The 25968-nt window shown below is 61.5% G+C and carries 26 protein-coding genes; 12 read left to right on the top strand and 14 right to left on the bottom strand.

Translation table 11 applies throughout. The features are described from left to right. Window positions 1–70 precede the first annotated feature (70 nt). Window positions 71–1291, bottom strand: a complete 1221-nt coding sequence (locus tag AC1DY9_RS18915; RefSeq protein ID WP_477667327.1) for a sensor domain-containing diguanylate cyclase — start codon at window positions 1289–1291, stop codon at window positions 71–73. Between the two features lie 238 nt (window positions 1292–1529). Between AC1DY9_RS18915 and argA the strand changes: the two genes are divergently transcribed. The 5 genes from argA (at window position 1530) to AC1DY9_RS18890 (ending at window position 6178) form a co-directional block, all read left to right on the top strand. After that, window positions 1530–2879: an amino-acid N-acetyltransferase gene (gene argA / locus AC1DY9_RS18910; protein ID WP_457282738.1), complete on the top strand. Its 1350-nt coding sequence runs from the start codon at window positions 1530–1532 to the stop codon at window positions 2877–2879. Window positions 2880–2950: 71 nt separating this feature from the next. Next, window positions 2951–3199 (top strand): DUF1272 domain-containing protein, encoded by a 249-nt coding sequence (locus AC1DY9_RS18905; protein ID WP_457282737.1) that lies wholly within the window; start codon window positions 2951–2953, stop codon window positions 3197–3199. Then, window positions 3196–3828 (top strand): LysE family translocator, encoded by a 633-nt coding sequence (locus tag AC1DY9_RS18900; protein ID WP_477667326.1) that lies wholly within the window; start codon window positions 3196–3198, stop codon window positions 3826–3828. The genes AC1DY9_RS18905 and AC1DY9_RS18900 overlap by 4 nt, the downstream gene beginning before the upstream one ends. A 167-nt stretch (window positions 3829–3995) precedes the next feature. Beyond that, complete coding sequence (locus AC1DY9_RS18895; protein ID WP_477667325.1) at window positions 3996–5702, top strand: PAS domain-containing hybrid sensor histidine kinase/response regulator; 1707 nt, start codon at window positions 3996–3998, stop codon at window positions 5700–5702. Then, the gene (locus AC1DY9_RS18890; RefSeq protein WP_457282734.1) at window positions 5699–6178 is read left to right on the top strand and encodes a response regulator; all 480 of its coding nucleotides are present in this window, start codon (window positions 5699–5701) and stop codon (window positions 6176–6178) included. The genes AC1DY9_RS18895 and AC1DY9_RS18890 overlap by 4 nt, the downstream gene beginning before the upstream one ends. Before the next feature lie 55 nt (window positions 6179–6233). Here AC1DY9_RS18890 and AC1DY9_RS18885 read toward each other — a convergent pair whose 3' ends face one another. Further along, a complete protein-coding gene (locus AC1DY9_RS18885) occupies window positions 6234–7145 on the bottom strand; it encodes a LysR family transcriptional regulator (protein WP_457282733.1) in 912 nt (303 codons plus the stop codon). 124 nt (window positions 7146–7269) lie between these two features. Between AC1DY9_RS18885 and gstA the strand changes: the two genes are divergently transcribed. After that, window positions 7270–7878 (top strand): glutathione transferase GstA, encoded by a 609-nt coding sequence (gene gstA, locus AC1DY9_RS18880; RefSeq protein ID WP_477667324.1) that lies wholly within the window; start codon window positions 7270–7272, stop codon window positions 7876–7878. Then, window positions 7875–8972 (top strand): NAD(P)H-dependent flavin oxidoreductase, encoded by a 1098-nt coding sequence (locus AC1DY9_RS18875; protein WP_477667323.1) that lies wholly within the window; start codon window positions 7875–7877, stop codon window positions 8970–8972. The genes gstA and AC1DY9_RS18875 overlap by 4 nt, the downstream gene beginning before the upstream one ends. Window positions 8973–9048: 76 nt before the next feature. On the opposite strand, the gene AC1DY9_RS18870 is transcribed toward AC1DY9_RS18875, so the two are convergent. From AC1DY9_RS18870 to AC1DY9_RS18850, 5 genes are all read right to left on the bottom strand, one after another. After that, complete coding sequence (locus AC1DY9_RS18870; RefSeq protein ID WP_457282730.1) at window positions 9049–12237, bottom strand: error-prone DNA polymerase; 3189 nt, start codon at window positions 12235–12237, stop codon at window positions 9049–9051. Window positions 12238–12244: 7 nt separating this feature from the next. Beyond that, on the bottom strand, window positions 12245–13690 hold the full coding sequence (locus AC1DY9_RS18865; protein ID WP_457282729.1) for a Y-family DNA polymerase: 1446 nt from the start codon (window positions 13688–13690) through the stop codon (window positions 12245–12247). After that, entirely contained in the window at window positions 13650–14495 is an 846-nt protein-coding gene (gene imuA, locus AC1DY9_RS18860; RefSeq protein WP_457282728.1) for a translesion DNA synthesis-associated protein ImuA, read from the bottom strand. The genes AC1DY9_RS18865 and imuA overlap by 41 nt, the downstream gene beginning before the upstream one ends. A gap of 194 nt (window positions 14496–14689) precedes the next feature. Then, window positions 14690–15490 (bottom strand): hypothetical protein, encoded by an 801-nt coding sequence (locus tag AC1DY9_RS18855; RefSeq protein WP_457282727.1) that lies wholly within the window; start codon window positions 15488–15490, stop codon window positions 14690–14692. 221 nt (window positions 15491–15711) lie between these two features. Next, window positions 15712–16218: a disulfide bond formation protein B gene (locus AC1DY9_RS18850; protein ID WP_457282726.1), complete on the bottom strand. Its 507-nt coding sequence runs from the start codon at window positions 16216–16218 to the stop codon at window positions 15712–15714. 246 nt (window positions 16219–16464) lie between these two features. Here AC1DY9_RS18850 and AC1DY9_RS18845 point away from each other — a divergent pair, with 246 nt between their 5' ends. The 5 genes from AC1DY9_RS18845 (at window position 16465) to AC1DY9_RS18825 (ending at window position 19231) form a co-directional block, all read left to right on the top strand. Beyond that, entirely contained in the window at window positions 16465–16875 is a 411-nt protein-coding gene (locus tag AC1DY9_RS18845; RefSeq protein ID WP_457282725.1) for a VOC family protein, read from the top strand. Between the two features lie 87 nt (window positions 16876–16962). Next, window positions 16963–17238 (top strand): DUF2277 domain-containing protein, encoded by a 276-nt coding sequence (locus AC1DY9_RS18840; RefSeq protein WP_457282724.1) that lies wholly within the window; start codon window positions 16963–16965, stop codon window positions 17236–17238. A 168-nt stretch (window positions 17239–17406) separates the two neighbouring features. Next, window positions 17407–17892 carry a low molecular weight protein tyrosine phosphatase family protein gene (locus AC1DY9_RS18835; RefSeq protein ID WP_457282723.1) on the top strand — a complete coding sequence of 162 codons (486 nt, stop codon included), beginning with the start codon at window positions 17407–17409 and terminating at the stop codon, window positions 17890–17892. Window positions 17893–17898: 6 nt separating this feature from the next. Beyond that, window positions 17899–18336, top strand: coding sequence for a T6SS immunity protein Tdi1 domain-containing protein (locus AC1DY9_RS18830; RefSeq protein ID WP_457282722.1), 438 nt, complete (start codon window positions 17899–17901; stop codon window positions 18334–18336). A 364-nt stretch (window positions 18337–18700) separates the two neighbouring features. Then, a complete protein-coding gene (locus AC1DY9_RS18825) occupies window positions 18701–19231 on the top strand; it encodes a hypothetical protein (RefSeq protein ID WP_457282721.1) in 531 nt (176 codons plus the stop codon). Between the two features lie 8 nt (window positions 19232–19239). Here AC1DY9_RS18825 and AC1DY9_RS18820 read toward each other — a convergent pair whose 3' ends face one another. The 7 genes from AC1DY9_RS18820 to AC1DY9_RS18790 all read right to left on the bottom strand — a co-directional run bounded on the left by AC1DY9_RS18820 (window position 19240) and on the right by AC1DY9_RS18790 (window position 25845). After that, the gene (locus AC1DY9_RS18820) at window positions 19240–20328 is read right to left on the bottom strand and encodes a sulfate/molybdate ABC transporter ATP-binding protein (protein WP_477667322.1); all 1089 of its coding nucleotides are present in this window, start codon (window positions 20326–20328) and stop codon (window positions 19240–19242) included. Between the two features lie 11 nt (window positions 20329–20339). Further along, entirely contained in the window at window positions 20340–21350 is a 1011-nt protein-coding gene (gene cysW, locus AC1DY9_RS18815; RefSeq protein WP_477667321.1) for a sulfate ABC transporter permease subunit CysW, read from the bottom strand. Then, window positions 21347–22240: a sulfate ABC transporter permease subunit CysT gene (gene cysT, locus AC1DY9_RS18810; protein ID WP_457282718.1), complete on the bottom strand. Its 894-nt coding sequence runs from the start codon at window positions 22238–22240 to the stop codon at window positions 21347–21349. Before cysT ends, cysW begins: the two co-directional genes overlap by 4 nt. Window positions 22241–22251: 11 nt before the next feature. Next, the gene (locus tag AC1DY9_RS18805) at window positions 22252–23259 is read right to left on the bottom strand and encodes a sulfate ABC transporter substrate-binding protein (RefSeq protein ID WP_477667320.1); all 1008 of its coding nucleotides are present in this window, start codon (window positions 23257–23259) and stop codon (window positions 22252–22254) included. Beyond that, window positions 23256–23855 (bottom strand): RBBP9/YdeN family alpha/beta hydrolase, encoded by a 600-nt coding sequence (locus AC1DY9_RS18800; protein WP_477667319.1) that lies wholly within the window; start codon window positions 23853–23855, stop codon window positions 23256–23258. Before AC1DY9_RS18800 ends, AC1DY9_RS18805 begins: the two co-directional genes overlap by 4 nt. A 19-nt stretch (window positions 23856–23874) precedes the next feature. Then, complete coding sequence (locus tag AC1DY9_RS18795) at window positions 23875–24525, bottom strand: peroxiredoxin (RefSeq protein ID WP_457282715.1); 651 nt, start codon at window positions 24523–24525, stop codon at window positions 23875–23877. A gap of 387 nt (window positions 24526–24912) precedes the next feature. Next, window positions 24913–25845 (bottom strand): LysR family transcriptional regulator, encoded by a 933-nt coding sequence (locus AC1DY9_RS18790; RefSeq protein ID WP_477667318.1) that lies wholly within the window; start codon window positions 25843–25845, stop codon window positions 24913–24915. Window positions 25846–25968: the final 123 nt, after the last annotated feature.

Raw genomic sequence — 25968 nt, 5'->3', positions numbered from 1 at the left:
GCGCTGCCAGAGCGCTCAATTATCGGGTGTTCCAGCCCGCAGCGGACCGGCTATGGTTATGGCGCCGCGATCAGGCCGCCAGCACAGGCAAGTCGACGGTTTCCCCACTGGTCTCGTCAAACCACGCAATGCGGCTCGGGTAGCTCAGCGCGGTGCGCGACATGCCTCGCCCTATGCTCACTGCCGAAGAGGCGCGCGCATCGGATTTGGAGACCCGCAGCACGCCAAGGCCGACCTCGGCAACCCAGCGCGTCTGCTGGTTCCCTACCAAATCACCCTCCAGTGTGGTGTTAAGCACCACCGGCCGCGCCAGGGCGGCCTGGACCCTGCGCGCCAGGTGGATCAGCTGGCCGCTGTCATGGCAATTGCGCATCAGCAGCAAAAACCCGTTCTCTTCCAGGCGCCCCATTTCCACATGCGCGGGTACGGTGCGGCGCAACCGGCCGGCACATACAAACAGTGCGTGGTTGGCGGCCGCATGGCCATAGAGCTTTTCCAGCACATAAAGATTGGCCACCGACACCACAATCACGCCCAGCGGCACGGGTTCATCGCGGTAACGCCTGAAGGCCGCCTCCAGCATGTTGCCGGTTTCGCTGTGTGAGCGCATGCGTGTGACCGGGTCGTAGCTGGGGCCGTGTGCCATGGCCCGGTTCAACTCGATCAGGTAGGAATAACGGGTCCAGAGCACAGCCGCCATGGTGGCCAGATAACACGTGCCGGCGACAGCGGTCACCGCGTGCACCTGCCACGGCACATGGGCACGGTCCAGTGCCACCCAGCTCAGCCCCGCAATGGCCACCAGCATGAAGGAGACGCCCGAGACGGCCACCCAGGCCAGGCGATCCCCCCGCACGGCGCTGCGAAGACTGAGCGCCATTGCCACCAGCCCCAGAAAACACGCCACCGCCAGGCTCAGCGCCAGGGCGTGGCGCGGGCTCAATGCCCAGCCAGCCGCGATACTCAGAAGAGCCAGGCTCGCCAACCAGGTCAAGGCGCGCCGGGCCGAGTCCGGATTGCGCAGGATGCCAAGAATGGAAAACAGCAGGTAAGCCAGTAGCGCAGAGACCACGCTGGCCACATGGGCCAGGAAACGGTCCAGAAGATCGGCGTTCTCGATCGGCAATCCGCCCAGGAAGGCCACCACAAAAAACGTCGAGGCGATTGCCGAGACAGCCGCATTGACGGCAATGCGCCGCAGGGACCGGATATAGGCAAATGCTGAACCGGCCAGCATCAGGCTGGCTGACCCGAAATAGCAGCCCCAAAACCCGATCGCGTATTTGTCCATGAACCCGAACCATACCCCGCCGCCCCTCATTAAGCAAACCCTCAAATGCAGTACGCCGGCAAAAAGCACACCCTCGCCAAAGCCGGCATTTGCATCCCTCAGGCCGGCTGTGTCTCCCTTACACTCACTGGACTTTTTCCGTTTACCGGGGAAACAGCGCCCAGGGAGACCGCTTGCCACCTTCCGCGCCGTCCCCGGCTGCCCTTGACCCGCCACAACCGATCCCGAAAGCGCGCCCATGTCTGCCGTCTTCAATTTCACCTTTGTGCCCTGGTTCCGTTCAGTCGCACCCTACATACACACCCACCGCGGTAAAACGTTCGTCGTAGGCATTGCAGGCGAAGCGATTGCGGCGGGCAAGCTCCAGCACATTGCCCAGGACCTGGCACTGATCCAGAGCATGGGCGTGAAGATCGTGCTGGTGCACGGCTTTCGCCCGCAGGTCAACGAGCAGCTCAAGGCCAAGGGGCACGCCGCAAAATATTCGCACGGCATGCGTATCACGGACGAAGTCGCGCTCGACTGTGCCCAGGAAGCCGCCGGCCAGCTGCGCTATGAGATTGAGGCGGCCTTCAGCCAGGGCCTGCCCAACACCCCCATGGCCGGCTCCACGGTACGGGTGATTTCGGGCAATTTCATCACCGCGCGGCCGGTCGGCATCCTCGACGGTGTGGACTTCAAACACTCGGGCCTGGTGCGCAAGGTGGACACCGCCGCCATCGGCCGTGTGCTGGATTTCGGCGCCATGGTGCTGCTCTCGCCCTTTGGCTTCTCACCCACCGGCGAAGCCTTCAATCTGACCATGGAAGAAGTCGCCACTTCGGTGGCCATCGCCATGCAGGCCGACAAGCTGATCTTCCTGAGCGAAATTCCCGGTATACGCATCCACCACGACCAGCCCGAAAGCGAAGACAACCCCATCGACACCGAGCTGCCGCTGGCCGCCGCCGAAAAACTGCTGGCCACCCTGCCCAACGGGGAACGCCCCACCGACACCGCGTTTTACCTGCAGCACTGCGTCAAGGCCTGCAAGGCCGGCGTGGAACGCAGCCACATCCTGCCCTTCGCGGTAGACGGCGCGCTGCTCCTGGAAATCTATGTGCACGACGGCATCGGCACCATGGTGATCGATGAAAAACTCGAAGAACTTCGCGAAGCCACGGAAGACGACGTGGGCGGCATCCTGCAGCTGATCGAGCCTTTTGAAAATGACGGCACGCTCGTCAAGCGCAGCCGCACCGAAATCGAGCGTGACGCCGCCAACTACAGCATCATCGAACACGACGGCGTGATCTTTGCCTGTGCGGCGCTTTACCCCTACCCCGAAGCCAAAACGGCTGAAATGGCGGCGCTCACCGTGTCGCCGCAAAGCCAGGGCCAGGGTGACGGCGAGAAAATCCTCAAGCGTATAGAGCAACGCGCCCGCGCCGCCGGCCTGCAAAGCATCTTTGTGCTGACCACCCGCACCATGCACTGGTTCATCAAGCGCGGCTTTGTGCAGGTAGACCCAGACTGGCTGCCCGAAGGCCGCAAGCGCAAATACAACTGGGACCGCAAGAGCCAGGTGCTGGTCAAGAAGTTGTCATAGGGGCTTTCCCCTTGAACGGTTTTTCTTTAGCATCCGGTGACTCCCGTCCCATCTACACAGGAAACCCCAGCATGCTCCAGCTCCGCCCCAACTGCGAATGCTGCAACCGCGACCTGCCCGCCGAGTCGCCCGATGCCCGCATCTGCACCTTTGAATGCACGTTCTGTGTTGACTGCGTCACCACCAAGCTCAAAGGGGTCTGCCCCAACTGCGGCGGTGAATTCACCACGCGGCCGCGCCGCCCGGCCGACATGCTGGCCAAGTACCCGCCTTCGAAAGAGCGTGTTTTTAAACCTCAGGGTTGCGGAGCCGCACCATGAACACCGCCACCCTGCTGCTTTTTTCCATCGTGGCACTGGTGGCTATTGCCACGCCCGGCCCCACCGTCCTGCTGGCGCTGGCCAATGGTTCGCGCTACGGCGTGCGCCGCTCCGTGCCCGGCATGCTGGGGGCCGTGGTGTCCGACTTTGTGCTGGTAGGCGCCGTAGCTCTCGGTCTGGGTGCGCTGCTGGCGGCCTCCGAGTTCTGGTTCTCGGTGCTCAAGTGGGCAGGCGCGGTCTACCTGGCCTGGTTGGGCATTCGCCTGCTGCGCTCACGCGGCGGATTTGAAATCCCCGCCGAAGGCACTGCCGGCACGCAACACGGCAGCCGCGCAATTTTCATGAAGTCCTTCCTGGTGGCCGTGACCAACCCCAAGGGTTACCTCTTTTGCTCAGCCCTGCTCCCGCAGTTCATTGACCCGGCTGCGGCCCAGGCACCGCAATACCTCGCCATTTCGCTGGTATTCGCCGGCATCGATTTTTCCGTCATGTTCGGCTATGCCTTCATAGGCGCACGCGCAATACGCCTGCTCAAGGCCTCGGCCACACGCTGGATAGACCGCGCTTGCGGCGGCGCGCTGCTGGCGCTGGCGGGCTCGCTGGCGTTCTACCGCCGGGCAAACAGCTAGGGTCGCACGGCCCCGCTATGTGCGCTGGCGCACGGACTTTTCAGGCAAGACCTGTACACTGCCGGAGTCTTTGCAAAGACTTCACTTATCCCCGGCCAGGATTCTGGAAGCGCCGCCCATAGTCGGCGCTTCGCAGGGTCGTCGTTACTTTTACAGAAACATGGCCCATGTCACCTATTACCAGCCTGAGCGTTCTTGACGCCATTGCCAAAGCCGATGGCATAGAGGTCAAGCGCCAGGAAGCACTGCTCAAGACAGGCGCATTGCAGACGGCCATCCTGACGAGCGAAAATTTCTCGATCATCGCAACCGACGAAAAAGGCATCATCCAGCTCTTCAACGTCGGTGCCGAACGCATGCTGGGTTATATGGCGGCTGAAGTCGTCAACAAGATCAACCCCAGCGACATCCATGATCCGCAGGAAGTGATGGCCCGGGCCCAGGCGCTGAGCCTGGAGCTCGCCACCACCATCACGCCCGGCTTCGAGGCGCTGGCATTCAAGGCCTCGCGCGGCATTGAAGACATTTACGAGCTGACCTATATCTGTAAAGACGGCAGCCGCTTTCCGGCCATCGTGTCCATCACCGCATTGCGCGACGATTTCGGCACCATCATCGGCTACCTGCTGATCGGCACCGACAACTCGGTACGCAAGCAGGTCGAAGTGGCCTTGAAGGAAGCGATGGCCGTGGCCGAGAAGGCCAACCTCGCCAAATCGGACTTCCTGTCCAGCATGAGCCACGAGTTGCGCACACCGCTCAGCGCCATCCTCGGATTTGCGCAGCTGATCGAATCCGGCACGCCGCAACCCACGCCCTCGCAAAAACGCAGTGTGGACCAGATCCTCCAGGCCGGCTGGTACCTGCTGGAATTGATCAACGAAATCCTGGACCTGGCATTGATCGAGTCCGGCAAGCTGTCACTGTCGCTGGAACCTGTGTCGCTGGCCGAGGTCATGCTTGAATGCGAGACCCTGATCGAGTCACAGGCCGGCAAACGCGGCATTACCGTGACGTTTCCGAAATTCCCTGTGCCCTGCTTCGTGAATGCCGACCGCACCCGGCTCAAGCAGGTATTGATCAACCTGCTGTCGAACGCCATCAAGTACAACACCAGCAGCGGAACAGTCGTACTCAACTGCGTGGATCTGCCTCAAAAGCGCATCCGCATCTGCATTGAAGACACGGGCGAAGGCCTGAATCCGGCCAAGATCGATCAGCTTTTTCAGCCTTTCAACCGCCTGGGCCAGGAGGCCAATACCGAACAGGGCACAGGCATTGGCCTGGTGATGACCAAGCGACTGGTCGAGTTGATGGGTGGCGTCATCGGCGTGGAAAGCGTTGTCGGAAAAGGCAGTGTGTTCTGGATTGAAATGGACGTGACCGACGAAATTGCATTGCGAACAGAGCTGGCAGCCCTGGCACCGATCCTGCAAAGCCAGGTGGCTACCGATCCACGTGCCCATACACTTCTGTACGTAGAAGACAACCCGGCCAACCTGATGCTGGTGGAAGACCTCATCGCGCGCCGCTCCGACATCCGGCTGCTGTCGGCCCGTGACGGCATCAGCGGCATCGCGATGGCCAAGGCCTCGCAGCCGGACATCATCCTGATGGACATCAACCTGCCGGGCATCAGCGGCATCAAGGCGGTACAGATTCTGTGTGCCGATCCGTTGACAGCACACATTCCGGTGGTGGCGCTCAGCGCCAATGCCATACCCCGTGACATTGAAAAAGGCATGGAAGCCGGCTTCTTTCGCTACCTCACCAAGCCCATCAGGATCAATGAATTCATGGACACCCTGGACCTGGCGCTGGCATTTTCCAAAACAAAGTCCATGCAGGCCTCCGTGCCGGAAAAAACCGCATGAACACCGAATTCGACATCCTGAACGGCAGCATCCTGGTGGTGGACGACCAGCCCGTCAATGTGCAGTTACTCGAACAGCTGCTGGCAGGCGCCGGCTATACCCAGGTCAGGTCCACCATGAATTCGCTGGAGGTAGCCGCGCTGCACGCAGAGCACCGCTACGACCTGATCCTGCTCGACCTGAAAATGCCCGGCATGGACGGCTTCCAGGTGATGGAAGCACTCAAGGAAGACCAGCACGACAAATACCTCTCTGTCATCGTGCTGACCGCGGAGCCGGCCCACAAGCTGCGCGCCTTGCAGGCCGGCGCCAAGGATTTCATCAGCAAACCGTTTGACCTGGTCGAAGTCAAGACGCGCATCCACAATGCGCTGGAAGTGCGCCTGCTGTATAAAAAGCTGGAAAACTACAGCAAGCTGCTGGAGCTGGCCATGCAGCAGAGCACCGCAGAAACCGACGAAGCGCGAAGCCGCTAATAGCGTCTGGCTGGACCAGGCGGCCAGGCCCATCCCTCTAGTCTGCGGCCCGCATTTACTGCTTGAGCTTTTCAAGCAGGAAGTCGATGAACAAGCGCACCCGCAAGGGCACGTGCCGGCCGTGCGGGTATAGCAATGAAAACGGCCGTGACCGCCCCACAAAGGGCTGCAACACCTCTTGCAGCCGGCCCTGGCGCAAGTCTTCTTCAACAATAAAACGGTAAGTCTGCAGCAGGCCCGCGCCATGCCGGGCCAGCGTCACCCCACCCAGCAGGTCTTCCGAGCAGCAGTACCCACCGCTGGTAGCCACCTCCAGTTCCTTGCCCGCCTGGCTGAACAGCCACGGGATTTTCTGACCACTACTGGGCAACAAAAACTGGATGCAGTCATGCTGCTGCAAGGCCTCCAGCGAGGTTGGGGTTCCCGCCTGCTGCAGGTACGAGGGCGCGGCCACCACCACCAACGCGGCATCTTCGAGCTTGCGCGCGACCAGACTGGAGTCGGGCTGCGCGCGCCCGCGTATGGCCAGGTCGTAGCCCTCGTCGGCAAAGTTGACATTGCGGTTGCTCAGGTTGACCTCGACCTGCACTGCTGGATAAAGGGCTCGAAAAGCCGGCAGCAGCGGCAGCACGCGGTAATGCCCGTAAGGCGTGGGCAGGCTGATACGCAGCACGCCGGCGGGCACCAATTGCTGACCCGTGGCTTCGCGCTCGGCTTCCACCAGCTGTCCCAGGGCCTGCCGCGCCTGCTCAAAATAAGCGCGGCCGGCTTCGGTCAGCCGTATCTGCCGCGTCGTGCGCGTGAAGAGCCGCACACCCATCCTTTCCTCCAGGCGCGACACCGAGCGGCTCACAGCGGCAGGCGTGAGGCCGGCACTGGCTGCCGCCACAGTGAAGCTGCTGAGCTCCGCCGCAAGGCAAAAAAGCTCAATGCTTCCCAGCTGAAGATCATCGAATTGACGGCTCATGGCTTTGATTTTCTGTGGATTATCTATTACGCCATGTAACTTATGAAGTTAATCAACCTCCATTTATCTCGCCAGACATCATCAATAGCATGGGACCTTCCCAACTAACTTGATCAAGGAACCCATGAAACTGTTTTTCTCTCCCGGCGCCTGCTCACTGGCACCCCACATTGTTCTGAAAGAAACGCAGCAGGCCTTCAAGCTTGAAAAGGTTGACACAGGCACCCACACCACCGCAGACGGAGCTGACTATTACGCCATCAACCCCAAGGGTGCGGTGCCCGTGCTGGAGCTTGAAAACGGCGAGCGCCTGACAGAAGGCCCCATCATTGCCCAATACCTTGCCGACAAGGCAGGCCGCGCCGACCTGCTTCCAGCCGCCGGCAGCATGGACCGCTACCGCGTGATGGAATGGCAGAACTACATCACCTCGGAACTGCACAAAACCTTCACGCCACTGTTCAACCCGGACCTGGACAGCAGCGCCAAGAAAACCCTGGCCAGCGTTCTGCGCAAAAAATACGAATGGGTCAACACCCAGCTGCAGTCCAAAGACTATTTGCTCGGCCAGTCCTTCACCGTGGCCGATGCTTATTTGTTTGCGGTGACGGGCTGGGCCAAGTACGTGTCGCTGGACCTGGCGGACCTGAAGCACTTGCAGGACTTCCTGGCACGTGTCGCCGGCCGGCCCGCCGTGCGCGAGGCCCTGAAGGCCGAAGGGCTGCTGGCATGAGCCGCTGGAAAACCACGGCCCTGACCCAGAGGCTGGGCTTGACGGCGCCGATTGTGCAAGGTCCCTTCGGAGGTGGCCTCTCCTCGGTGGCGCTGACCGCGGCGGTCTGCGAAAGCGGTGGGCTGGGCTCGTTTGGGGTGCATCACCTGACAGGCGCGCAAATTGAGCAGACGGCGCAGGCCATACGCCTGAAAACGAAACGGCCTTTCGCCTTGAACCTGTGGGTGCCGCATGAGAACAGCGAGGATCCGCCACTCACAGACCCGCAGTTCGAGCAGCACCTGGCGCTGCTTGCGCCTTATTTCAAGGAACTCGGTGAACCCCTGCCGACCCGGCCCGAGCGTTTCAGCCCGCGCTACGAAGACCAGGTGCAGGGCCTGCTGGCAGCCCGGCCCGCCGTGTTCAGTTTTGTATTCGGCATTCCGTCGCCGGAGATCCTGCGCCAATGCAAGGCGCTTGATATCCTGACTTTAGGCGCCGCCACAACACCTGAAGAGGCGATAGCGCTCGACAGCGCCGGCGTTGACATGGTGGTGGCAACCGGCTTTGAGGCTGGTGGGCACCGCGTGTCCTTTCTCCGCCCGGCCGACAACTCGCTCACCGGCACACTGGCGCTGATTCCGCAGGTGGTCGACGCGATCAAGGCCCCCGTCATTGCCGCAGGCGGCATTGCCGATGGCCGCGGCATTGCAGCAGCCCTGGCGTTGGGCGCCCAGGGCGTGCAGATTGGCACGGCTTTCCTGGCGTGCGTTGAGTCATCCGCCAGCGACATCCACCGCGAAAAGTTATTCAGCCCCGACGCCAGGTACACCGCCCTTACCCGCGCTTTCAGCGGGCGCCTGGCGCGCGGCATTGAAAACCGCTTCATGAACGAGTTGAAGGCGCACGAAGGCCACATTGCGCCCTACCCGGTCCAGAACTGGCTGACAGGCCAGCTCAAACCAGCTGCCATTGCCCAGGGCAGAACCGACTTGATGTCGCTCTGGTCCGGTCAGGCCGCACCCCTGCTCAGGCACCGGGATGCGAGCTCGCTGATGCAGGCGCTGCAGCAGCAAACCGACGACGCGCTAAAACGGGTTGCCGGGTCAGTCTGACCCTCAAGCAGGACTTGTGTGATGACAGCGCATGACGATGGATTGACTGAAGGTGCCTGTTTGAGGTGCAGTCACCTCAATGAAAATCGCGACTCGATGTGCCCAGCCGCCCCAGCAGCGGCGTGAGGTCTTCGAGCCGATGCGCCACCAGGTTGCGCACCGCGCCGTAACCTTTGGTGCTGCCGCGTTCTTCACTACGCTGCCATATACCGTACACCGCCAGCAGCCGGGCGTGCAACACCTCACCGCGTTGCGCCTCGCGCAGTGATTTCCAGATGATCACATTGACCGGCCCGGTTTCATCCTCCAGCGTGACGAAGATGGTGCCCTTGGCAGTTTGCGGCTGCTGGCGCACGGTGACGATGCCGCAGCCGGCCACCTCTTCACCGTCGGGCAAGGCATTAAGCTCGCTGGCGCTCAGCAGGCCCCTGCGTGACAGCCGTTCCCGCAGCAAGGCCACCGGGTGGCGCCGCAGCGTGAGGCCGGTGGCCTGGTAGTCGAACAGGATGTTTTCGCCCTCGGGTGTGTCGGGCAAGGCCAGCGGCGTTTCGTGCGTGGGCACCGATTTGAGCAGGCGTGGCGCCAGTTTGATGGCCGAAGCCTCCCAGACCTGCTGGCGCCGGTGTCCGGCCAGCGGCAGCAGGGCATCGGCGGCGGCCAGCGCGTTGATTTCGAGCGTACCCAGCTGGGCGCGCGACACCAGGTCTTCCGTCGAAGTGAAAGGCGCTTGCGCCCGCGCCTCCACCAGCCGCAGTGCAGCTTCTTTGCGCAAACCGGCCACCAGGCGCAGGCCCAGGCGCACCGCCGGCTGCGTATCCGCAGGCAGCACACCCTGCGGCTCCAGCGTGCAGTCCCATTCACTGTGCATGACGTCCACTGCGCGCACCTCCACCTGGTGGCGGACAGCGTCCTGCACCAGCTGGGACGGCGTGTAAAAGCCCATGGGCTGCGAATTGACCATGGCCGCCAGAAAGCAGGCCGGCTCGTGGCGCTTGAGCCAGCAGCTCACGTAGACCAGCTTGGCAAAGCTTGCGGCATGGCTTTCCGGAAAGCCGTAGTCGCCGAAGCCCAATATCTGACTGAAGATGCGCTCTGAAAATTCGGCGCTGTAGCCGTTTTTGACCATGGCATTGACGAGGCGGCCATGAAACCGGTCTACCCCGCCCTTGCGCTTCCAGGCCGCCATGGAGCGGCGTAAATCGTCGGCCTCCCCGGGCGTGAAGTCAGCGGCGATCATCGCGATCTGCATCACCTGCTCCTGGAAGATCGGGATGCCCAGCGTGCGTTCCAGGGCCGGGTTCAGCGCCGGGTATTCCGGCACGACGTCTTCGCCCCGCCGCTTTTTATCGCGTGCCTTCAGGTACGGGTGCACCATGCCGCCCTGGATGGGCCCCGGCCGCACGATAGCGACTTCCACCACCAGGTCGTAGTAATTGCGCGGCTGCAAACGCGGCAGCATGGACATCTGGGCCCGGCTTTCAATCTGGAAAACACCCACCGTGTCGGCTTCGCAAATCATGTCGTAGGTGGGCGTGTCGTCCGGCTCGACCTGGTGCATCTCCAGCTGGCTGCCCCGCGTCTGGTTCACCAGGTCCAGGCAGCGCCGGATGGCTGACAGCATGCCCAACGCCAGCACATCCACTTTCAGCAGGCCCATGGCCTCCAGGTCGTCCTTGTCCCACTGGATGATGCGGCGGTCTTCCATTGAGGCCGGCTGCACCGGCACCAGCCGCGTGAGCTTGCCCTGGGTGAGCACAAAACCGCCGACATGCTGGCTCAGGTGACGCGGAAAGCCAATAAGCTGCGCCGACAGGTCAAACCATTGCAGCACCGGCCCTTCTCGGCCCTCCAGCCCGGCTTCCTTGAGTTTTTCCTGCAGCACCTCGCTGCCGTCAAACCAGAAATGCTCTTTGGCGAACAGGTCTATCAGTTCAGGCGCCATTGCCAGCGCCTTGCCCACATCGCGGATCGCGCTGCGCGGCCGGTAGCTGATGACGGTGGCGGCAATGGCGGCGCGGTCGTGGCCGTATTTGCCGTAGATGTACTGGATGACTTCTTCACGCCGCTCGTGTTCGAAGTCCACGTCGATGTCGGGCGGTTCACTGCGCTCGCGGCTGATAAAGCGCTCAAACAGCAGCTTGCTTTCCGCGGGGTTGACGGCCGTGACGCCCAGGCAAAAGCACACCACCGAATTGGCCGCTGAGCCGCGTCCCTGGCAAAGGATTTCCTTTTCTCTCGCAAACCGCACGATGTCGTGCACGGTGATGAAGAACATCTCGTATTCAAGTTCTTCGATCAGCGCCAGCTCAAAGCCCAGCTGCCGCCTGATCTTGTGCGGTATGTGATGCGGGTAGCGGGTGTGGGCACCCTGCCAGGTCAGCCGCCGCAGCCAGCGCGAAGGCGTTTCGGCCGCCGGCACCATGTCTTCCTGCGGGTAGCGGTACAGGTTGCGAATCTCATCGAGATTGAAATTGCACCGCGCCGCCACTTCCAGCGTGGCGCGCAACAGGCTGGCGGGGTAAATCTCGGCCAGGCGCATGCGCGGCCGCAAGTGCGCCTCGGCATTGGGCTGCAGCGCAAAGCCGCATTCGTGCACCGGCTTGCCCAGCTTGATGGCGGTCATCACATCGTGCAGCGGCTTGCGTGAGCGCTTGTGCATCAGCACATGCCCCGCCGCCACCAGCCGTATGCCGGTGCGCTGCGCAACCTCCTGCAGCTGCTGCAGGCGCAGCGCGTCGTCTAGGCCCTGCAGCAGCTCCACCGCCAGCCAGGCATTGATACCAAAAAGGCCTGCAGCCCAGGTGCAATGAGCGCAAAGCGCTTCTGTATTGATAGCACCCGCACCTGCTTCATGCATGGGCGCGAGCAAAATTTCGCAATCCCCCAGCCGGGAGAAATCCGTTTCGCCCAGCGCGACGCGGTAGCTGCCTTTTTCCACCACGTCACCGGCCTTGCGCGCTTCGGTGATGAACTCGCACAGGTTGCCCCAGCCTGCCGCGTTGTGCGGCAGCACCACCAGCCTGAAGGCATCGGGCGCCTGCACCAAAAATTCCGCGCCCGGCAGCAGCTTGAGGCCCATCTCTTTTGCCACCTCATGCGCCCTGACCACCCCGGCCACCGAACATTCGTCGGTGACGGCCAGCGCCTGGTAGCCCAGCTCGGAAGCGCGTTCGGCCAGCTCCTGCGCATGCGAGGCGCCACGCTGGAAGCTGAAGTTGCTCAGCGCGTGCAGTTCGGCGTAATCGGGAAGTGCGTAGGCAGGCATGCGGGCCTCAGGCAAAAAAGCCGTGCAAATACCAGGTGCGTTGCCGGCCGGCCTGGGCGGCAGAGCCCAGCCTTTCGCTGTAAACCCACAGCAAGCTGCCCTGCTGGCTGCGGTAGATGTAGTAGTCGCGGAACGCCCACGGCTTTTCACACAGGCCCGGCTCAGCGCTGCGGTTTTCGTGATCGGCCAGCAGCCATTCGGCAGCCTCCAGCCGCTGCGGCCCGGCCAGGCGCGTCAGCTTGCCCTGGTACACCGGGCTGTTGCCTGCAGCTTGCAGCTTCAGCGGCTCGGGCAGCAGCCAGGCAGGGTACAAGGCTTCAGCCCGGGCTTCTGGAATGTGGGAAGTGGCTTTTCTTAAACCTTTTAGGCCTCTGGCGCCCGATGGCTTTGCGCAAGCAGCTATTGATTTAATAGCGCTTCTGGCGCTCACCCAGCGCTGCATCAGCTCGGGCCGGTGGTCGCAGCAAGGTTGCCAGGCTTGCACATTGGCATCACCCAGGCGGGCGCTGAGCCGCTCGACCAGCTCCACCACGCTGTCGCCCTGCCGGCGCGCTTCCATCAACAGGCTGCCGGTGGCGGCTGCCGAATCGGCCAGCAGCTCGGTGGCCAGCGACTGCAGCGTCAGGCTGTGCACCGGCGCCGGCAGCTTTTGCTGCGCCAGGTGCTCTGAGATGAGGCGTGCCATGTGACGCAGGTCTTGTGCGGGCTGGGCGGTGCGAATCTCGAGCTCGCCGGTCGGAGGCACATCGCGGCGTTTGTCCAGGTGCCAGATGATTTTCAGGGCGCAGAGCCCGCTCTGCCGCCCCAGCAGCCAGGCGTGCAGGTGAACCAGCAGGCGCTCAACGCCCGCCATCAGCGCGGGGCCATGGGTGACCAGTGCATTGAGCTCCAGTTTTTCCTCAAAGTGTTCGGGCAGCACTTGCCACTCATAGTCGTCGGCTACGGTGCCGCGGGCGCGGTCCAGCGCCTCCAGCAGCTCGGCGCCAAAACGCCGCGCCACGCCGTCACGCGGCAGGCGCAGCAGGTCGTCCCAGCTGCGGCAGCCAATGCGCTCCAGCACACCGAGGTGCGGGCGTGCGGCCGTCAGAGTGTGCATGGGCAGGTCGGCCACGCGTTTCTTCACCACGCCAGCTTGGCCTTCCCGCATCCGAAGACGCCCTAGCGCTATCAAAGATGTAGCACCTTGCGCACGTTCTATAAGGGCAACAGCCTGATTTGATTCAAAAAACAGCTCAATTTTCTGCGCCAGCAGCTGCATCAGCCGCGCCAGCCCGCCAAACAGGCGCAGGCTGCCCGTCACGTCCATCAGCACCGCTTCGTCGACCAGCGCCACGCGCGGCGTAAAACCCAGCGCCAGGCTGGCCACCGCCCGCTGCAATGCAGCGGCGTCCTCGCCCCACTGCTGCACCGCGTCAGTGGTGATCGAGATGCGCAATGCGATCCAGCAACGCATGGATGGGGCTCCGGGGTGAAGTAACAGGCAGCGACACCAGCGACGGCAGCAGGATGGGGGCAAGCTCTTCCCGCTTTTGCCGGGCCCTGTCGCGACTGGCTGCCAGCAGCGCTGACAGCCGGGCGGGCCGGGTGTCGAGCAGCACCGGCGCAGCCAGTGGCGGGCCGCGGCGCTTGAGCACGTGGACCAGCAGATTGCCGCCCTCCTGCACAGCGCCTTCCAGCAGCAGGCGCAGCGGCGCGGGTGACGATTCGTGTTGGGCCCGCAGCGGCCGGAACACAAACAGCAGCTTGTGGTGCGCATGCGCGGCAATCTGCAGGCGGCGCAGGTGGGCACTGCGCGCATCCGGCAGCCAGGCCAGCACGGCGGTCACGTCAGCGCACTGCAGCGCCTCTCGCGTGGCCCAGAGCAGCGAAGGCGCGTCACCGGGCTTGCCGTGAATGCTGATGAGCCGCCGCATGTCGATCTGGCGCGCGCCCAGCGCCGGGCCAAACGGCAGATAAGGCGCACCGACCAGCGCCGTCAGTTGCGCGCCAGGCTCATCCGGTGCGGCGGGCTGGTTGAGGGCCCGGGCCAGGCCGGGCGCCAGCAAACCCCATTCCTGCTGGCCCGCCTGCGGCAGCAGCAGTTCAACCAGCGCGCCCTGCGGCCAGCCTCCTCCTGGCAAGGCCAGGTCGAGCGCCGCATAACCTGTGGCCACCGTCTGCACACTCGCGCTGCCCAGTTCGCCGGCCCGCCAAACCTGGGCATTCAGGGCGTCGGCAAAGTCCGGCAAAGCGCTGGGCATTGCGGTAAGGGTGGGCATGGAAGGTGGTCCGGATCAAGCTGGATATACTGTATTTATGTACAGTATATGATCGATTCGATGCCCTGCCAACCTGCATGAAACCCGGGTACCCCAGTCGAGAATTATTCACCCCGGAGCCACCGGGAAAACCGGCACCTCCCTGCAAATCAGGATGCAGCGCGCTTGCCGGCGGTACCGCTGTTCTCGCGCGTCTAGAGTTTGGGCGGGAGTGGCCGGCCCACGTTGTGGGCGCCCTTGTCGGCCGCCTCCCAATACGCCTTGTCCAGCGTGCCGGGGTGGTTCTTGACCGGGGTGCCGACCGGCACATTGCCAGGGCGCTGAACGCCCTCCACCGAATAGGTTTTCAGCTTGGGCTTCTCGGTGGTGGAGGGGTTGAGCTCATGAAACTCGTGCGCCACCTTTGAAGGGTTTTGGGGAGACAACTTTTGGCCACGAACACTCGCCAGCGTTTCAATGTGCGTCATGCACCGCGTCGTGTAGGGGTCGGGTGCCTCACCGAACAGGTGAAACACGCCGTGCTGCTGACGTTCGCTCGTCATCTGCTTGAGCTTCCAGAGCTCGAACACCGACACCTTTGCGCGCATCGCCTCCTTGGAGTCATAGCGGTATTCCCGTCCCTTCTTGCGATCGCTTTCTGGGGCCGGACGCGCCAGGAAGCGGTCCCTGTGCTCGGTCGGTGTATGGCTGCCATAGGCCAGGTTCGAGTAAGGCTTGGACTCGTCTATGCCGGTCAGCTGGTTCACGGCGCCAAACTTTGGCAAATCTGTACGGGGTGGGCCACTGCCCATCCGGAAATCTTCGTAATGACCCCACGAACCCCGTCCGTATTTGACGGTCATGTGTTCCGGCTGTTGTGGATTCGTCGTGTTTCTCCACGTGGAGAACTTGACCGGCACCACCGGCTGGTTTCCCAGGAAATAGGCACTGGCAGCGGCACCGGCACTCGCCAGGACCGGGAAGCCAAAGCGCGATAACACCCTTCCTGCTGCCATGGGGACCATCCTTGTGCCGCAGCGCGGCAATGTTGATGAGCTGACCTTCCGGTAAAACCGGCGACTGGATATTCAGTCTAGTCATGGCGCGCGGCTGGCGCCATCCCCTTTTTCAGGTGAAAAATTACATGCTTCGGCTATGGGTGCGTCGCTGCGGCCCTCAAGCTCGCAGCATGAGCTGGCCGGGGGCAATGCGCCGCCAAACTGGCGATGTGGTCGATTCAGCGCTTGCGCGCCTGGCGTGCGATCAGCAGCAAGCCCACGACCGCAATAGCCACAAAACACAGGAAAGACCAGTTGGCAATCGAGCCGCCCAGAAAGGTCCAGTCGATCTTGGTGCAGTCGCCGCTGCCCTTGAAGATCATGGGAATGGCGCGTTTGAGCGGAAAGGTTTCAATCATTCCGTAAAAGTCGCGGCCGCAAGAGGCAATTTCAGGCGGATACCACTGCAGGAAACTTTGGCGCGCCGCCACAAAAGCACCAAAACCCGAGAGCAGCACCATCAGGCCTGAACCGGCGATCAGCAGGCCCCGGCTTTTGGCGATGGCCGTCACGCCCGCCACCACCGCCACCAGCACCAGCGCATACCGCTGCACGATGCACATCGGGCAAGGCTCCAGGCCTACCACGTGCTGCAGGTACAGGCCAAAAGCCAGCATGGCCACGCAGGCCACGGCGATCAGCGCCAGCATGCGGCGCGGCATGGCGTCGAAATACGTCAAAAACATCAGGGAGCCCTCTTTTTTCTGGATGAATTATGAATTGTCCAGGGGTTCGGGCGTTTGGTGCCGGATAAGTTCCCTTCGGCGATACATGCAGGGCAGATTCTTCGCCGCTTACCCATCCCTGTCGCTCCCGCCCCCTGGTCCCCTCTCGCCCTAATTTGCCAGCGTTTGTCCTACAGATGGGCAACCCCGGCGGGCGTAGATTTTCAGGACGTCAGTTTTTTTGAAGATCCCAGAAAGGACCCCATGATGGAAATACACCGAGGACGACTCATCGACCATGTTCACCTGCGCGCCCATGACCTCACGGCCAGCAAGCGCTTTTACCGCGCTGTGCTGAAGTCACTGAACAAAGAAAGTGCCATCCAGGAAGCCGACGACCATTTCTCAGGCGACGAGTTGTGGATAGACCAGGCCGACGGCCCCACCTCGCATGTTCATCTGGCTTTCCGGGCCAAAGACCACGCAGAGGTCAAAGCCTTCTACGAAGCCGCCCTGGCCGCAGGCGGCACCGACAACGGCGCGCCAGGCGAACGCAAATACCACCCCGGCTACTACGCCGCCTTTGTGCTGGACCCGGACGGCAACAACATCGAAGCGGTGTACCACGGGCCTTTTGTGGCGTCGGCTGAGTCGGTGGTGATCAAGCCTGCGGAGTAGATAAAACCAAGACGGGCGAAGGGGTTGCGGCTGGCGGCAAAATGCACTTTGGAATGATTTCCAAGTCTTTTGCTTCAAGGAGCTGCCATGTGCCGCAACATCAAGACCCTGTTCAACTTCGAGCCGCCGGCCACGGAGCTGGAAATCCGCGACGCTTCGCTGCAGTTTGTGAGGAAGCTCAGCGGGTTCAGCGTGCCCTCCAAGGCGAACGAAGCCGCATTCGATCGCGCTGTGGAAGAGGTGGCAGCCTCTGCGCGGGTTCTCATCCGCTCACTGGTGACCAATGCCGAGCCTCGCAACCGGGAGGTGGAAGCAGAACGGGTGCGTGCCAGGTCGGCGCTGAGGTTTGGCGCGAGTCAGTAAACGAGGCGCTCTTTTCAAGGTCTCAGCTCATACCGCTGGAATCAGCTCCGGCCGCACGGTAGCGTCTATCACGATGGTGGCTCAGCTTCCCATTGGGTTGGCTGGAGGCTCGTCGCTCCATAAAAAGACTGATATAAATCAGCTCTACAAAAACAAGTATGAGCGCGCATGACGACCAAAGACGATTTGCCGAGGGAGAAACGCTGGAAAGACCTGTACATCCGGTCAAAGAAAGTTGCGCGTGCAGAGCAATTGGGCCTCGATTACCCTCGCACAACTGCAAAGCAACTTGTGCAGAAGGAAGAAACCGCCCGCAGCACTGAACGCCTGAAGGTATTGTTCGTTTGCAGCCGTAATCAATGGCGAAGCCCGACAGCAGAACAACTCTGGCGCAAACACCCCCAACTGGTAACTCGCTCGGGTGGTACGAGCCCTAATGCGCGCCATACGGTTTCAGTCGATGACATCCGTTGGGCTGACGTGGTTCTCGTCATGGAAGAAAAACACAAATCAAGACTGACCTCGGAGTTCACACGACTGCTTGACGGCAAATCTGTTCATGTTCTTGATATCCCTGACGACTACAAGTTCATGGACAAGGAACTGATAGAAATGCTCGAGCAATGTGTTCCAAGCATCCTTGGCATCGAGTGACAGACGATGGATCTACTCGAGGAGATCAAGGAGTCCTGGTACTGGGTTGGTCTCGATCCACTACAGCTTGTCGCCGAAAATGACTTTGGCAATCTACTGATAAAGGATCATTCAGGTCGCTACTGGCGCCTATGCCCCGAGGACTGTTATTGCGAAATCGTGGCTTGGGATGAAGCTTCTTACGACACGCTCGTCAATGATCCGGAGTTCAAGAAAGACTGGTTGATGGCAGCTCTGGTCAGGATTGCGAATGAAAAGCATGGCCCTCTCGTTGACGGGCGTAAATACTGTCTGGTGGTGCCTGGAATCCTGGGCGGGGCTTACGACATTTCCAATATCAAAACTGCCCCACTGTCCGAGATTGTGAGACGGTCCGGCGACCTTTCAAGGCAAATACGGGATTTGCCGGACGGTGCCAAGATCCGGTTAAAAGTGGTTGATTAGAGGTCGCATCGGAAGAGTCCACAGCGCCCCTCCACAAACACCTTCGCCTTGCGCGGCGTCACCACCAGCATGTCGCCTTCGCGCAACCGTTGCGGCGCCTCTTCGACATCACAAAACCCAGATAGAGCCTGTCAGTTGATGATTTTTCAGGCACAGTGATGCCTGAATGTGCTCTCACCATTTATCCGACAAGGGAAACTTGAGCGGCGACTTTGGCAAAATCAATGCCGGCTCATTTATTCAACATAGTGGGTCAACTCCATGTCAGTAAACAGTTTTTTCAAGTTTGGCGCGCCGTTTTATTTCGCAGGCCGCCACGTTATTCTGCGGTTTTGCGGGATATATCAGAGTTAGGCGTCGCAGAATGCGCTTCCGCACTTTTCTTGTGACTGGAGTTGAAGTCCTCGAGCTTGGAGGGCAGCACTGGCAAAGCAATGCCTGGCCTCCAGAACACTGGCGAGAACATAAGGGTCGCTTTCGCTTGTTCACGATAGCGATCGATGAGCAACTTTCCAGCGCGCTGAAGTCCAAGAACTACGGCGGTCTTGTCGAAGGAATTGTTGTAGCTCTTGAAGTCGCCTCCTTTGACCAATGGCCAGAGACCACGTTCACGAAGATAAACACGCCTCCTTCGTTCAAAACCAAGAGTAGAGACCTTTGGTGCTATGCCAAGCTCGACTGGATGAGTATTCAGAACCTCACCCTCAAGCAGCAATTCAAGGCGTACACCGAAGCAGTCATCGAAGCACTTGATCGAATCAACATCGCCAAGCGCAAGCCCAAGGGATTTCTCGCAGAGGATTGCTCAAAAGATCTGCGTCATATCCTGGGAACCTTGAAAGCGTCAACTCTCACACGGTCCGGTCGACTCAAGGATGACGCGAGCAATGCCTAATTCAGGCGTTACCCCTCCACAAACACCCTCGCCTTGCGCGGCGTCACCACCAGCATGTCGCCTTCACGCAAACCCATCTCGGCAAATTGCTGCGAAGTCATCTGGGCCTCGATGATCGAATCGCCCGAGACATTGCCCTTTTGTTCGTAGCCTTCGGCGGGAATCAGTTCCAGCCGCGCGATCGGGCCGATCACGATGGCGCGTTCCAGGTGGGCGACGATGCCTTCGGCGCCCGGTGCATAGCGCTGCACGTCCAGGTCGTGCGGGCGCACATAGGCAAAGGCTTTGGCGTCCTGGGCGCCGGCGTGTTCGGGTGAATTGAGGCGCAGGCCTTCGAGCTGGACTTCGCCTTCGTGGGCGCGGCCGTGGAACAGGTTCACGTCACCGAGGAAGCCGTACACAAACGGGCTGGCCGGGTGGTCCCACACCTCCTGTGGCGAACCAATCTGCTCGACCTTGCCTTGGTTCATCAGCACCACGCGGTCGGCAACCTCCAGCGCTTCTTCCTGGTCGTGCGTCACAAAAATGCTGGTGACATGCAGGTCGTCGTGCAGGCGGCGCAGCCAGCGGCGCAGCTCTTTGCGCACCTTGGCGTCGAGTGCGCCGAAGGGCTCGTCGAGCAGCAGCACTTTGGGCTCTACCGCCAGCGCGCGGGCCAGGGCAATGCGCTGGCGCTGCCCGCCTGAAAGCTGCGACGGAAAGCGCTCGGCCAGCCAGTCAAGCTGCACGAGGTTGAGCAGCGAATGCACTTTTTCCTTGATCTGCGCATCGCTGGGCCGCTGGCCGCGCGGTTTGACGCGCAGGCCGAAGGCCACGTTTTCAAAGACGGTCATGTGGCGGAACAAGGCGTAATGCTGGAACACGAAGCCGACCTGGCGCTCACGCACATGCACCTCGGTGGTGTCTTCGCCGCTGAAGAGGATGCTGCCGCGGTCAGCGGTTTCCAGCCCGGCAATGATGCGCAGCAGCGTGGTCTTGCCGCAGCCCGAGGGGCCAAGCAAGGCGACCAGTTCGCCGGATTGAATGTCCAGGCTGACGTCGCCCAGTGCCTGGAAGTCGCCAAAATGTTTGCTGACGTTGCGGATTTCGATGCTCATGATGTTTTCCTTTAGCGAGCGGCTGCCACGGCGGCCCCGTCAACGGGACTCTGCGGGCGCTCAGGCGGCAAATCGGCCGCGGCTTTCATTTCTGCTTCGTGGCGCCATTCGGCCACCGACTTGATGACCAGCGTGACCAGCGCGAGGATGGCCAGCAGCGATGCCACGGCGAATGCAGCCACCGACTGGTATTCGTTGTACAGAATTTCCACATGCAGCGGCAACGTGTTGGTCTGCCCGCGGATGTGGCCCGACACCACCGACACCGCGCCAAACTCTCCCATGGCCCGTGCGTTGCACAAAATCACGCCATACACCAGGCCCCATTTGATGTTGGGCAGGGTCACATGCCAGAAAGTCTGCCAGCCGGTAGCGCCCAGCACGATGGCGGCCTGCTCTTCGTCGTTGCCCTGCGCCTGCATCAGCGGAATCAGCTCACGCGCGATGAACGGAAACGTCACGAACACGGTGGCCAGCACAATGCCGGGCACGGCAAAGATGATCTTGATGTCATGCGCCAGCAGCCACGGCCCGAACCAGCCCTGCGCACCGAAGATCAGCACGTAGATCAGGCCAGCCACCACGGGCGACACGGAAAACGGCAAGTCAACCAGCGTCGTCAATACCGATTTGCCGCGGAATTCGTACTTGGCAATCGCCCAGGCCGCGGCCACGCCAAACACCAGGTTCAGCGGCACGGCAATCGCCGCGGCAATCAAGGTGAGCTTGATGGCCGACCAGGCGTCGGGCTCCTGCAGCGCGGCAATGTAGGCGCCAAAGCCCTTGCGCAGGCCTTCGGTGAACACGGCGGCCAGCGGCAGGATCAAAAACAGGAACACAAACAGCAACGCCACCGTGATCAAGGTGTAGCGCACCCAGCGTGCTTCGGTGGTGCCGGCGGTGACACGGCGTTTAATGGAGGAGGAAGCAGTCGAGCGCAGCGAAGGGCCGCCCCGAGCAAGCTCAGCCCCCTCGGGGGGCAGCGCAGTACGCGAAGCGACAAGCGTGGGGGCCTGTTTCATGCTGGGGCTCCCGCGTTTCGGCGCTGCCAGGCCTGCAGGCCGTTAATGACCAGCAGCAGCACAAACGACACCAGCAGCATGACCACCGCCACGGCAGTTGCGCCGGCGTAGTCGTATTGCTCCAGCTTGCCAATGATGATGAGCGGCGTGATTTCAGAAATCATGGGCATGTTGCCCGCGATGAAGATGACCGAGCCGTATTCGCCGATCGCCCTTGCGAACGCCATGGCAAAGCCAGTCAGCAAGGCAGGCGTGATGTGCGGCAGGATGACCTTGGTGAAAATCTGCAGGCGCGTGGCGCCCAGCGAGGTGGCGGCTTCTTCGAGTTCTTTCTCGGCGTCTTCCAGCACTGGCTGCACCGTGCGCACCACAAACGGCAGGCCGATGAAAATCAAAGCGATCACCACCCCAGCCGGCGTAAATGCCAACTTGATGCCCATGGGTTCGAGGTACTGACCGATCCAGCCGTTGCCGGCCAGTAAAGCCGTGAGCGAAATACCGGCCACAGCGGTCGGCAAGGCAAACGGCAGGTCCACCAGCGCATCGACGATTTTTTTGCCCGGGAATTTGTAGCGCACCAGCACCCAGGCCAGCAGCAGGCCAAACACCAGGTTCACGAGCGCAGCGATCAGCGATGCCCCAAACGTGAGTCGGTAAGACGCCAGCACGCGTGGCGATGTCACCGCGGTGACGAACTGGTCCCAGCTCAGCGTGAACGTTTTGAAAAACAGCGCGGAGATCGGGATCAGCACGATCAGGCTCAGGTACAGCACGGTGTAGCCCAGCGTGAGGCGGAAACCGGGCAGCACGCGCTTTGCGGCGCGTTTGCTACCCGCAGGAACACCCGGCACCACCGCGGAAGGCGGTGCCACAGAAGACAAGGCAGTCATGGTGGTGCGGTCTACTTGACGGTGTACAGCTTGTCGAACTGGCCGCCGTCGTTGAAGTGCACTTTTTGTGCTTCACCGAGGCTGCCAAAGACGTCTTGCACCGTGAAGAGCTGCAGCGGCTTGAAGGTGCTGGCGTATTTTTTCAGGATGGCCTGTGAGCGCGGACGCAATGCATGGCGTGCGGCGATTTCCTGGCCTTCGTCTGAATAGAGGTAGTTCAGGTAGGCCTTGGCCAGATCGGCCGTGCCCTTCTTGGCCACGGTGCGCTCTACCACCGCCACCGGGTTTTCCGCCACGATGCTGATGGACGGGTAGACCGCGTCCACCTTGCCTTCGCCAAACTCCTTGTTCACCGACAACACTTCGGACTCAAACGTAATCAGCACGTCGCCAATATTGCGTTGCAGGAACACGGTGGTCGCGTCGCGCCCGCCCTTGCCCAGCACCGGCACGTTTTTGTAGAGCTTGCCGACGAACTCGGCGGCCTGCGCATCGGTGGCGCCCTTCTTCTTCGCGTAACCCCAAGCGGCCAGATAGGCGTAGCGGCCATTGCCGCCGGTTTTCGGGTTCACCAGAATCACCTGGATGCCGGGCTTGACGAGGTCGTCCCAGTCCTTGATGCCCTTGGGGTTGCCATTGCGCACCAGGAACAGCATGGTCGACGTGGTGGGCGATGCATTGTCCGGAAACTTCTTCGTCCAGTCTTTGGCGACCACGCCGGCGCCGGCCAGGAAGTCGACGTCGGTCGAGGTGTTCATGGTCACCACATCAGCATCCAGGCCGTCGGCTACCGAGCGTGCGATGGCGCTGGAGCCGCCGTGCGACTGGTCAATCTTGATGTCTTTGCCTGCGGTCTTTTTGTAGTGGGCAATGAAAGCGGCGTTGTATTCCTTGTAAAACTCGCGCGCCACGTCATACGAGCCATTGAGAAGCGTTTGTGCCGAAGCCGTGCCGGAGAACGAAGCGCCCGCGGCCAGTGCCAGCGTTGCAAGCGCGATTTTTATTTTTGAAGAAGTCATGCCGTTTCCAGGGATCCAAAAGAAGAAGACGAAGAATTTGCCGAAGAAGAAAAGTCAAGACGGGGCGCCGTCAGCGATGCATCACCTGCCAGCGACTGCAACAGCGCAATGCCCAGCGGCCATTCGCCGTGGCCCGACTCCACATTGATGTGGCCGGCGTCCTGCATGCGCACAAATTCGCTGCCCCAGGCGCGGGCATAGGCACCGGCCAGGCGCACCGGGCAATACGGGTCGTTGCTGCTGGCCACCAGCACGCTGCGGTAAGGCAGCTTCTGGTAGGGCACGGGCGCAAAGTCGCTCAGCACGGCGCGGCGCTCCGGGTCTGCCGGCGCCACCAGCAAGGCGCCGTGAATACGCTCTGCCGCCTCAGGCGGCAAGTGCGCCGTGGCAATGCAGCCCAGGCTGTGCGCCACGATGACGACCGGCTCGTCCTGCAGCACGATGGTGTTGGCCAGCGACGCGACCCAGGCCTTGCGCGAAGGCGTGATCCAGTCGTCCTGGCGCACGCGCACCGCATTGCTCAGGCGTTCGGCCCACAGGCTTTGCCAGTGGCCGGGGCCCGAGTCACGCCAGCCAGGGACGATGATGAAACGCACTTCGCGTGAACCCGTCTGATTACTTGTTGGGTTGCGGCGTGACGCGCAGGTACGGCTTGATGGCCTTGAAGCCCTTGGGGAAACGCTGGGCAAGTTCAGCCGGGTCTTGCAGGCTGGGCACGATGATCACGTCGTCGCCGTCTTTCCAGTTCACCGGCGTGGCCACCTTGTAGCCGTCGGTCAGCTGCAGCGAGTCGATGACGCGCAGGATCTCGTCGAAGTTGCGGCCCGTGCTGGCGGGGTAGGTAAACGTGGTGCGGATGGCCTTTTTCGGGTCAATGATGAACACGCTGCGCACGGTGGCCGTGGGGCCGGTGCTCAGGGCATTCGGGTGAATCATGTCGTACAGGTTGGCCACCTTGCGGTCGGCATCGGCCAGGATGGGGAAATTCACCGTGGTGTTTTGCGTCTCGTTGATGTCGTTGACCCACTTGCCGTGGGATTCCAGCGCATCCACGCTGATGGCGATGGGTTTGACGTTGCGTTTGGCAAATTCACCGCCCAGGGCCGCGGTTTTGCCCAGTTCGGTGGTGCAGACGGGTGTGAAATCTGCTGGGTGCGAAAACAGCACCACCCAGGAATCGCCTGCCCACTGGTGAAAGGAAATCTTGCCGGCGGTGGAGTCCTGGGTGAAATCGGGGGCGGTGTCGCCGAGTCTGAGAGTGGTCATGCTGTGCTCCTTGATTGCTGATCAAAGCATTGTGGGGAGCAAGCGTTAAAACTCAAAAGAATATATCGCTCTTAATTTATCTCAATAATCGAATAACGATTCGAGGAATTGGTGTTTTCGGTGCTATGTTTTTGATAGCATCTGGCGCATGCTGTTATTGGGCTAGCGGCTATTTCTGTGCTAGATAGCCGTGCCGGAACCCGCCTGGCAGCATCAAAACACAGCCCAACCATCCTCGCCCAGGGTGTTTTTGAGGCATTTTCAAGTATAAAAACGGCCTCCAGCCCAATAACAACATGCGCGAGCAGCTATGTTATTGATAGCAATTCGGCACAGAGTTCTTGTGGCACCGCCCTGCACCGGCAAGCCTTCCCGGCAATTGGCAGCTCAGGCCGGTGAACCCGACAGCTCCGTCTTCAGGTGCGCCAGAAAGGCCTGCGCCGCCCGCGACAGCGTGCGGCCCGTCGCCGTTTGCACTTCCACATTGCGCAAATCCAGGCCACGGTCACGCAGGCGTATGCACGCAAACTCGCCGCGCTGGACCTTGTAGCGGACCGATATTTCGCCCGCAATGGTGACGCTTTCCGGGTAATGGCGCAAAAAGTCGTTCAGGCTGGTGATGTAGTTGCTGGTCAGCACCGGCGACACGGTCAGGCCCTGCAGGCTGCAGGCGATGTCAAACAGCTGGCGCACGGTGGTGTTTGCTTCCGGCAGCACGATCGGGTAGACCAGCAGCTGCTTCAGGTTGATCTGTTTGAACTGGGTCAGCGGGTGGTCAAAGCGCATGGCCGCCATCACCGGCGACGGCTGCACGTGCTCTACCTGGATGCCGCTTTCGGGAGTCCGGCTCATGGTGAGGCCGATGTCGGCATCCCCATGCAGGACGCGGCGTGAGCATTCCGCCGGGGGGTGCGCACCCAGGTGAAACTGGATGCCGGGATGCTTCTTCATGAAGTCGCTGATGGCCTTGGGCAGGAACTCCATTGCAAAACCTTCGGTGCAGGCCAGGCGCACCCGCCCGCGCTGCATGCCTTGCAGCGCCTGGATCTCATGCACCACACGCTCCGAGTCGTGTGCCGATTTGAGCGCGTGCACGGCCAGCATCTCCCCGGCGGCGCTGGGCACCATGCCCCTGGGATGACGGTCAAAAAGCGTTGCACCCAGCAGGTCTTCCAGGTGCGCTATGTGGCGGCTGATGGCAGACCCCGCCACATTCAGGCGCTGGGAGGCTTCGCTGATGGAGCCGCAGCGCACGACCTCCAGGAAGTAGCGCAGCGCGGTGTCCTGCAATTGACGGGCAACCTGGGGAGAAAGGGTCATGGGCGTCGGGTGGTGGCGGAGCGGCCAGGGCATGGGCAGCCAGAGCATTGCTGATTTGGCAACGCAATCATACATATTCTCTAATGCATGGAATGGTCTTTCGGTCTGGTTCTTGCGCAGAAT

This window comes from Polaromonas sp. P1_F6 (genome assembly GCF_056405695.1).
Note: the sequence above shows the minus strand (reverse complement) of the source record. Positions and strands in the feature narration are given on the sequence as shown.